Below are 8,287 nucleotides of genomic sequence, written 5' to 3'. Positions count from 1 at the left end.
GGCCCGGCCGGAGGGGGACCGACGCGCCCGCGGAGCCGCCCGCCGGTCCGCGGGACCGCGGGGCCGCCTACGAGCCGCCCGGGACCGCCGCCGCCCGGGCGGCCCCCGGCGCGGGGAGCGGCAGCAGGCCGACGTCGAGCGCGTGGATCATCGAGGCGGCCGCGCCGCGGGCCGCCGCGCTCAGGCCCAGGGCCGACAGTTCGATCCGGCAGCCGCCCGCCCCCGGAGCGAACACGTTCGCCACGACCTCCGCGCGGCAGCCGGGCAGCAGCCACGGTCCCATCGGCACGAAGTACCCGCCCAGCAGCACCACGCTCGGGTTGGTGACGTTGACGAGCGTCGACAGCCCCCGGCCCAGCCACATGCCCGCCCGCTCCAGCGCGCCCACGGCGACGCCGTCACCGCTTCCGGCCCGCTCCACCGCCACCGACACCAGTTCCGCGACGTCGCTCCCCGACAGGGGGCGGTCCGGCACGCGGTCGGGCACGGCCTCGCGCACGATCGCGCCGATGCCCGCCAGCGACTCCAGGCAGCCGCGGCGTCCGCAGGCGCACTCCGGGCCGTCCGGGGCGAGCGCCAGGTGGCCCACCTCGCCCGCGAACCCGCCCGCGCCCCGCAACAGCTCGCCGCCGGCCAGGATGCCCGCGCCGATCCCCACCTCGCCGGTCACGTACGCCAGATCCGGCGTGCCCGCGAAGGACCCCACCCGGTACTCCGCCATCGCCGCCAGGTTCGCGTCGTTGTCCACGTGGACCGGCACCTCACCCGCCCCCGCCGTACGCAGCAGGTCCTCCACCCGGTCCCGCAACCGCACGCCCTGCCAGCCCAGGTTGGGCGCGCGGGTGACGGTCCCCGCGGGCGCGTCGATCAGCCCCGGCACGGCCACACCCGCCGCCACCACGGCGCGCCCGCTGAGCTGCGGGGACTCCATGGTCTCCCGCAGCGTCCGCGCGATGCGCCGCGCGCACGCCTCCGGCCCCGCCGAACGCGCGTCGAAGGGGACGTGGCGGCCCACGAGTTCGTTCCGCAGCAGGTCCACGGCGACCACCGACAGGTAGTCGACGTTGACCTCCAGGCCGACCGCGGCCACCGACGAGTCGTTCAGCGCCAGCAGCACGCCCGGACGGCCCACCCTCTGCCGCGAGGTCTCCCCGGTCTCCAGGACCAGCCCCCGCGCCATCAGGTCGGCGACCAGGCTGGACACGGTGGTCTTGTTCAGGCCCGTCGCGGACGCGACCGCCGAGCGCGAACACGGGGCCAGCTCGCGGACCGTGCGCAGCACGACGCCCAGGTTGGTCTCGCGGACCGTCTGGAAGCTGACCGTTCCCGAACCGACCGTCACCGGGTCCCCCTCGCGTCGCCGGCGCCGCGCGCCGTGCCCGGATCGTACAGGGGCCGCGGAGGGGGCGCGGAAACCCGGTTGCGCCGTTCCCGGCCCTCTGGTGGAATCCCGACCATGGTTCCCCCCGACGTCTTCCGCGACCAGCCCGCGCTCCACGGGACGAAGGTCCGGCTCGTGCCCCTCGACGCCGAGAGCGGCGAGGCCCTGGTCGGTCCGACGGTGGACATGGACCCCGAGGTCCGCAGGTTCACGGGGACCCACCGCCGGTTCACCGAGGACGTGCTGCGGAGGTGGTACGCCGCCCGCCCCGACCACCACGACCGCGCCGACTGGGTGATCGTGTCGCGGGAGGACGGGACGGCCGTGGGCGACTGCGCTCTCCTCGGACTCGACCCGGACAACGCCTGCGCCGGGTACCGGATCGCGCTCAACGACATGGCCTTCACCGGGAGGGGCTACGGGACCGAGGCCACCGGCCTGGTGCTGGAGTACGCGTTCACGGTGGCCGGTCTGCACCGGGTGGGCCTGGAGGTGTTCGCGTTCAACGCCAACGCCCAGAAGTCCTACGCCCGCTCCGGTTTCGTCAGGGAGGGCGTCCGGCGCAAGTGCCTGCGCTGGAACGGGGAGTGGCACGACGCCGTCCTCATGTCGGTCCTCGCCGAGGAGTACGAGGAGCTGCGCGCCTCCCGGGGGCGCTGAGGGGCGCGGGGCGTGCGGCGGCCGTCCCGGCCGGTCTCGTAGGCTCGTGCGCATGCCCGTACCTGACTTCCTCCTCGCGCTGCGCGACCACGTCGGCCACGGTCTCCTCCCGCTCGTGGGGGTCACGGGGGTGGTGATCGGCGAGAACGGCGACATCCTCCTGCACAGGCGCGCCGACGACGGCCGCTGGGCCGCGCCCGGCGGCATCCTCGAACCCGGGGAGCAGCCCGCCCGCGCGGTCGTGCGCGAGGTGTGGGAGGAGACAGGCCTGGAGGTCGAGGTCGAGAGGCTGGCCAGCGTGGTCGGCCAGGAGCCCCACACCTACCCCAACGGGGACCGGGTCCAGTTCCTCGACCTGGCCTTCCGCTGCCGCGTCGTCGGCGGCGCCCCCGACGCCGGTGGGGACGAGACCCTGGAGGTCCGGTGGTTCCCGCCGGACGCGCTGCCGGACATGTCGCAGCGCGTCCTCGACCGCATCGCGAACGCCCGCGCCGACGACCCCGCCCCGTACTTCGTCGTGTAGGGACTCCGGTCCCGGGCCCCCGCGCGCCCGGGCGCCGCGACACGCCGGAGGCGGGTCCACCGCCCCGGGCGGCCCGCGCCCCTAGGGTGTTCCGGGTCCGACACCGCCCGGCTGGGCGACCGTTTCGAGAGGCTTGACTTTCTCGAACAAGAGTTCGATAGGCTGCCCGCGTGAGTCTCCTGAACGAACACATCGACGTACGTTCCACCCGGGGCGGCACCCCCGCCCGGTTCACCTGGCGCGGTCGCACCTTCCGGGTGCGCAGGATCATCGGGGACTGGCCCGCCCGCCCCGAAGTGCCCGGAACACCCGCCACCCAGGTCCACCTGCTCCGCGTCTCGGCCGAGTCCGAGGCGGGGGAGCCCAGCATCATCGACATCACCCGCGACGTCGCGTCCGACCGCTGGACCATGCGCCGCCAGTGGAGCTAGGTGTACTGACCACGGAGGTTGGTAACACCCACCCCGCCTGACACATGACGAGAGGGCCTCCGGTGTCGGTGTGGACCGCGACGTCCGCACCGGCGTACCGGAAGGCCCCCGGTGCCCCACACCGCCTGTGGCGGCGCCCGTCCCACACCCGCCGGACGCCCGGCGTCGGCCCGATGCGCGCTCCTGGGCGGACGGCCGTCCCGACGGTCAGAGGAAGACGCGTCCGCGCCGGGTGCGGTCGCGGAGCGCCGCCATCCGCCGCGTGTTGCTGGGGCGGCGGATCAGCAGGTGGTACAGCAGCAGGGAGCAGCCCCGGTCGGTGCGGGCCCGGTCCGCCATCTCCCCCATGTTCACCCGGGTGTAGAGGCGGGCTCCCCCGGCGAGGAGCCTGACGGCGTGCGCCCCCTCGGGGAAGCGGGAGTAGGCGTGGTCGTCGGCGGTGTACTCCATCGCGCGGGACAGCGCCGAACCGAGCCCCGGGACGAGGTCCCCGCCGATCGTCGCCATCCGCCGCCAGAAACCGGTGTGGCCGGCGGCCACGTGGCCGAGCTGGTGGGCGACCAGGAACGCCAGGGCCTCCGGGTCGCGCAGCCCTCCACCGCCGTCGAACAGCGCGTCCGACAGCACGAGGTAGCGGCGCCGCCCGTGGCCGGAGGCGTCCGTCCCGCAGGGCCCGCCGCCGATCCGGACATACGCCTCGGGGGGTCTCGGCAGACCCATGTCGGCGGCCAGGGACACCACCGTCCGGTACGCCTCGGGGAACTGCGTCGGCGAGATCTTCACCGACTCCGCGCGGCGCCGGGCGTACAGCAGCCCCCGCGCCGCCCAGCACACCACGGGTACCGCCGCCAGTGCGCAGACCACGCACTCCCACGACCCGGTCGCCGCCCACACGGTGCGGGCGAGCACCGCGGCCATCACGAGGGTCACGGCCGCGCACGCCGCCAGCAGCGGTCCCTCCCACGGGTGCGCGGGCGTCGGCACGAGTTCCTCGTCCGCGTCGCACGGGACCAGGTCGGCGGAGCGGCCGGCCACCGGCGGGAGCCGCGCCCCCGCCCCGGAGGGCGCGGTGGGGCCGGGTGCGCCGCGGACCGGCCAGGCGGTGGCGCGGCCCTCCGGGCACGTCGGGTGGAACATCCTGCCTCCCCTCGGGTCACGGTCAGTGAGACAGCAGGGTCGACTACTCGCTGTGTTCAAATATTACTTTCCGCTTCCCCGGGGATGGGGTTCGTGCGCTACGGCGTGTCCGGAAGAGGCGGGTCGGTACTGGTTGCCCGGGCGTCACGTCCGGGCCCCGCCCGGGACGCGCGCCTGCCGCGGGCCCCGTCCCCGCGCGGACCCGCCCGCCGGGCGGGACCGGCCCCCTCCACGGGCCCGCCCCCGTCCGCGCCGCCGGGGACCGGAGGGTACGCGCGGCCGGTCCCGCCGGCCGGGCTCCGCCCCCGCGCCTCGCGTCCGGTGTGCGCCAGGACCGCCCCGACTACTGCTGCTCGTAGCGGCGCAGCTCCTCCGCCAGCGCGTCCAGGAACCGGTCCACCTGAGCCGGGTCGTACCCCGGACGCGCCCGGGTGGTGGCGAACTGGACCCGCTCCACCTCCGCCGCCGTGAGGGTCGCGCGGTCCGGGAGCCCCTGCTGGAGCGCGTCGAGCGTGAACTCGGCGCGGTCCAGGAAGTCGTCGACCTCCTGCTCGTTGTAGCCCGTGGTCAACCGGGTGGTGGCGAACTGCTGCTCACGGATGTCCTCCGGCGTCATCCCGAACCTGTGCGGCGGCCCCGCGGGGCCGGTCCGGCCGGGAGGCGTGTGGCGCCGGCCCTCCGGCGGGTCCTGCCGTTCGGCCGCACCGGCCCGGGAGGCCCCCGGCCGGGGCGGCAGCGGAGGGGTGGTCCGGTCGCCGAACCGGCCGAGGCCGCGTCCGGCGAGGTCGGCGACCACGACGTCGAGGAAGTCGTCGACCTCGTCCTCGCGGTACCCCGGGCTCAGCCTCGTGGTGCGGAACCGTGAGTTGCGCACCTCGTCGGCCGTGATGAGCGGGCCCGTGCGCGGCCCGCCCTCCAGGGCGACGAGAGTCGCCTCGATCCGGTCGAGGAGCGCGTCGACGTCCTCCTCGTTGTAGCCCGGGCGCAGACGCACCGTGTGGAACTTCTTTTCGCGGATGTCCGCCGGTGTCAGAGGCATGGTCCCCATTGTGCAGTTCAGGAGGTTCTCGTGGCGGTCATCCCCGGCCCGCGCGTGATTCCGCGTCCGAGGGCGGATTCGACGAGACTGGCGAGGACCTCCCGTACCCGTCCGCGGCCGTACCCGCACAGGGCCGGGGCCGGTCCTCGGCGCCGATCGGCGCCGGCCGCCGGTCCCCGGGCGGGCCGGGGAAGGGGGCGCCCGCGTGGGGCGCGGCCACCGCGAAGGACGCCCGGCCGAGGACGTCCTCGGCCCGGGCGCGGTGGAAGCCGCGCAGGACCGCGCCGGGGGCCGGGGCCTCCGGCAGGCCCTGCGCGGGGCGGGGGGAGGTCATGCACGCATTATGCCGAGGCGGGGCGGCCCCCGCCATACGAACGGGCGGTCTTGGCCGGGTGCGGACGTTCCGGCCGGTCCTCAGCTCCGCATGAGGTAGGCGGCCATCCCCTGGGCGATGGAGTCCGCGGCGCGCTCGCGCCACGCGGGGTCGGACAGGAGTTCGGCGTCCTCGGGGTTGCGCATGTTGCCCGCCTCCAGGAACACCTTGGGCACCGTGGACATGTTCAGCCCGCCCAGGTCGGTGCGCTCGTCCAGGCCCTCGTCGGCGAGGTAGTCGGCGTAGGGGATGTCGCTCCCCTCCAGGTACGCGCGGCGGACGTCCTCGGCGAGCAGCCGGGAGGGCTCCACGATCTCCTCGGTGAAGCCGTCCACCTCGCCGGGCATGATCACGTGGAACCCGCGACCGGACTCGGGCCCGCCGTCGGCGTGGATGGACAGGGCCGCGTCGGCCTCCGCCTCGTTGCCGATCCCGGCGCGCTCGTCGATGCACGGACCGACGCCCTCGTCGTCCTCCCGGGTGAGGAGGACGGTGGCGCCGTCGGCCTCCAGACGCTCCTTGACCAGGAGGGAGAGCTCCCAGTTGAACTCGTGCTCCGGGTAGCCGTCCCCGGTCTCGGCGCCGACGGTGTCGCAGGCCTTCTCCGCGGGGCCGGCGGGGACGAGCGCGTTGATCTCGCTCGGCGCGGAGGCGTTGCCGCCGTTGTGGCCCGGGTCGATGACGACGACGCGTGTGCCGAGGGGGCCCTCGCCGACGGGGCCGTCGTCGGGCGCGTCGTCCCCGGGTGCGGCGTCGCGGTCGCCGTCGGGGGCGTCGCCGCCGTCCTGCGGCCCGGGGAGGGGAGGCGCCGCCGTGGGGTCGCCGCCGGAGGCCCCTCCGGGCGAGGCCGAGCAGGCGGCGGTGAGGAGGAGGGCGAGGGACGCCAGAGACAGGGCGCGGGTGGCGCGGCTCCGGGGCCCTGGCGGTGCGGAGACGGGCATGCCCACAACCTAGTCGCTCGCGGTACCCGGGGCATACCGACTCATATCCCGACGAAAGGTGTTCGGCAGGGGAGAGGGGCCCGACAAAAGGGGATGTGTCGCCCGTCGCCGCGGAGGCGCCCGGGGGTGTGCCGCGCCTCGCGGAACGCCCTTCACGGGGTGCGCCTTTTCTTGTAGGACGCCCGTTCCCGGGCGAGGTTTACACCGTTCGGGAAAAAACCCTGAAGAGAATGAATCCATTGCTCAGAGTGACGCCCTTCTTCATCGTGATCTGTTCGTGATGGGATCTCGGCTGATTCTCCTGTTTCGTCCGATGTAAGGTTCGAGTGAGGAAACGGGAAGTCATTCCGACTCGGTTCCGCCGACCCACCGTTCTGTGGCCGCGACCGCGTTTTCCCCGTTTCCGCAGGCAGAGGGCTTCTGTGTGCCCACTGCCATCCCCCATCCGACCCTGGTTCGTGTTCCGCGCCCCCGAAATCCCGCTGTCGGCGGTTGTGCGCGCATCCAGGCCGGTCCGAGAAGTCTCGGACTGTGGTGATCCGAATGAGGATTGACTTGAAGAACACTCGCGTGACCGCGCGCCGCATTCTCCAGGGCGGCGCCGCTTTCGCGGCGCTCGGCGCGCTCGGCGTCGCCACGGCCCTCCCCGCCGCCGCCGACACCCAGACCGTGGGCTGGGCCCACGCCAACGTCGCCGACGGGTACGGCATCGCGGAGACCTACATCACCCCGCAGGGCGAGTCGAACAGCGACTCCAGCGGCTTCTCCGGCGCCCTCGACGAGTACTTCAGCATCGAGGCCTCCACCTCGGCCTCGGTCGACGGCAACGGCGCCACCGCCACCACCACGGTGGCGAGCGCCACCATCCGGCTCACCGCCTCCGACGTCGAGGAGATCATCGCGGGGGCGGAGGACGAGGAGGCCGACGACGAGGAGTCGGACGCGGACGACGACCCCACCGCCACCCCCTCGGAGGAGCCCGGGGACGACGAGTCCACCGCTCCGGGTGAGGGCGAGGGCGACGGGGACGCGGGGACACCTCCGGCCGAGCCCACGGACCCGCCCGCGGAAACCCCCGAGGCCCCTGAAGTCCCTGAGGTCCCTGAGACCCCCGCCGCCGACGGCGGCGAGGTGTCCGGCGAGGAGGCCGCGGCCCCGCTCGTCGAGCTGGACGCCGACGACATCGAGCTCTCCTCCGCGGACGACGAGATCGTCCTGTCCGCCACGATCTCCGGCGCGAGCGTCACCACGACCCAGGCGTGGGACGGCTCCGTCTCCCACTCGGTCGTCCCGGGCGCCGTCTCCTACGAGGTGAACGAGCTCGACGCCGTGGTCGGCGACCCGTACCAGGACCAGGGCACCTACACCTCGGACGACGCGGGCTTCGACTGGGACGACGCCTACACCGCGCTGCTCGTGGACATCAGCGTCCCCGGTCAGCCCGAGGTCGGTACCTACGCCCTGGGCGTCACCTACGCCAGCGTCGGCGTGACGGCCGACGACGCGGGCAACGGCGGCGGCGACGGTGACGGCGGCAGCGGTGACGGTGGCGGTGACGACAAGAACCCGCCGTCCCGCGACGCAGAGGACCAGCCGAAGCCGAAGCCGGAGCCGAAGCCGACCGAGGCCCTGGCCACGACCGGCAGCCCCCTCGCCGGGCTGATCGCGGCCGGCGCCGCGATCGCCGCCGGCGGCGGCGCGGCCGCGTACTTCGCGCGCCGCAGGAAGAGCGCTGCCGACTCCGCCGCCGAGAGCAGCGAGGGCTAGCCGTAGCGGCGGTCGGCACCGGACCGACCGGGCCC

At 74.6% G+C, this 8,287-nt stretch carries 9 protein-coding genes; 4 read left to right on the top strand and 5 right to left on the bottom strand.

What is annotated here, in order from left to right; translation table 11 throughout:
• Positions 1 to 67 precede the first annotated feature (67 nt).
• The gene (locus ACWGL3_RS28960) at positions 68 to 1,342 is read right to left on the bottom strand and encodes an ROK family transcriptional regulator (RefSeq protein ID WP_267947732.1); all 1,275 of its coding nucleotides are present in this window, start codon (positions 1,340 to 1,342) and stop codon (positions 68 to 70) included.
• A 114-nt stretch (positions 1,343 to 1,456) separates the two neighbouring features.
• Here ACWGL3_RS28960 and ACWGL3_RS28955 point away from each other — a divergent pair, with 114 nt between their 5' ends.
• From ACWGL3_RS28955 to ACWGL3_RS28945, 3 genes are all read left to right on the top strand, one after another.
• Entirely contained in the window at positions 1,457 to 2,041 is a 585-nt protein-coding gene (locus ACWGL3_RS28955) for a GNAT family N-acetyltransferase (RefSeq protein WP_267947733.1), read from the top strand.
• 52 nt (positions 2,042 to 2,093) lie between these two features.
• Entirely contained in the window at positions 2,094 to 2,564 is a 471-nt protein-coding gene (locus ACWGL3_RS28950) for an NUDIX hydrolase (protein ID WP_267947734.1), read from the top strand.
• 170 nt (positions 2,565 to 2,734) lie between these two features.
• A complete protein-coding gene (locus tag ACWGL3_RS28945) occupies positions 2,735 to 2,995 on the top strand; it encodes a DUF6504 family protein (protein ID WP_267947735.1) in 261 nt (86 codons plus the stop codon).
• 207 nt (positions 2,996 to 3,202) lie between these two features.
• Here the strand turns inward: ACWGL3_RS28945 and ACWGL3_RS28940 are convergent, their stop codons facing one another.
• The 4 genes from ACWGL3_RS28940 to ACWGL3_RS28925 form a co-directional block, all read right to left on the bottom strand.
• Positions 3,203 to 4,132: a M48 family metallopeptidase gene (locus ACWGL3_RS28940; RefSeq protein ID WP_355011043.1), complete on the bottom strand. Its 930-nt coding sequence runs from the start codon at positions 4,130 to 4,132 to the stop codon at positions 3,203 to 3,205.
• Between the two features lie 343 nt (positions 4,133 to 4,475).
• Positions 4,476 to 5,180 (bottom strand): DivIVA domain-containing protein, encoded by a 705-nt coding sequence (locus ACWGL3_RS28935; RefSeq protein WP_267947737.1) that lies wholly within the window; start codon positions 5,178 to 5,180, stop codon positions 4,476 to 4,478.
• 28 nt (positions 5,181 to 5,208) lie between these two features.
• Positions 5,209 to 5,505, bottom strand: a complete 297-nt coding sequence (locus tag ACWGL3_RS28930) for a hypothetical protein (protein ID WP_267947738.1) — start codon at positions 5,503 to 5,505, stop codon at positions 5,209 to 5,211.
• A gap of 80 nt (positions 5,506 to 5,585) precedes the next feature.
• Complete coding sequence (locus tag ACWGL3_RS28925) at positions 5,586 to 6,485, bottom strand: N-acetylmuramoyl-L-alanine amidase (protein ID WP_267947739.1); 900 nt, start codon at positions 6,483 to 6,485, stop codon at positions 5,586 to 5,588.
• A 555-nt stretch (positions 6,486 to 7,040) separates the two neighbouring features.
• On the opposite strand from ACWGL3_RS28925, the gene ACWGL3_RS28920 reads away from it, so the two are divergent.
• On the top strand, positions 7,041 to 8,252 hold the full coding sequence (locus ACWGL3_RS28920; RefSeq protein WP_267947740.1) for a cell wall protein: 1,212 nt from the start codon (positions 7,041 to 7,043) through the stop codon (positions 8,250 to 8,252).
• Positions 8,253 to 8,287: the final 35 nt, after the last annotated feature.

Source organism: Nocardiopsis sp. NPDC055824, from assembly GCF_053616335.1.
The sequence above is the reverse complement of the archived record's forward strand: the minus strand, read 5'-3'. Positions and strand labels throughout refer to the sequence as shown.

Bases quoted from the DNA above. Each gene is read 5' to 3' on its own strand.
- ACWGL3_RS28955 (WP_267947733.1), top strand. From the start codon at position 1,457: ATGGTTCCCCCCGACGTCTTCCGCGACCAGCCCGCGCTCCACGGGACG.
- ACWGL3_RS28930 (WP_267947738.1), bottom strand. From the start codon at position 5,505: ATGACCTCCCCCCGCCCCGCGCAGGGCCTGCCGGAGGCCCCGGCCCCC.
- ACWGL3_RS28925 (WP_267947739.1), bottom strand. From the start codon at position 6,485: ATGCCCGTCTCCGCACCGCCAGGGCCCCGGAGCCGCGCCACCCGCGCC.
- ACWGL3_RS28950 (WP_267947734.1), top strand. From the start codon at position 2,094: ATGCCCGTACCTGACTTCCTCCTCGCGCTGCGCGACCACGTCGGCCAC.
- ACWGL3_RS28935 (WP_267947737.1), bottom strand. From the start codon at position 5,180: ATGGGGACCATGCCTCTGACACCGGCGGACATCCGCGAAAAGAAGTTC.
- ACWGL3_RS28940 (WP_355011043.1), bottom strand. From the start codon at position 4,132: ATGTTCCACCCGACGTGCCCGGAGGGCCGCGCCACCGCCTGGCCGGTC.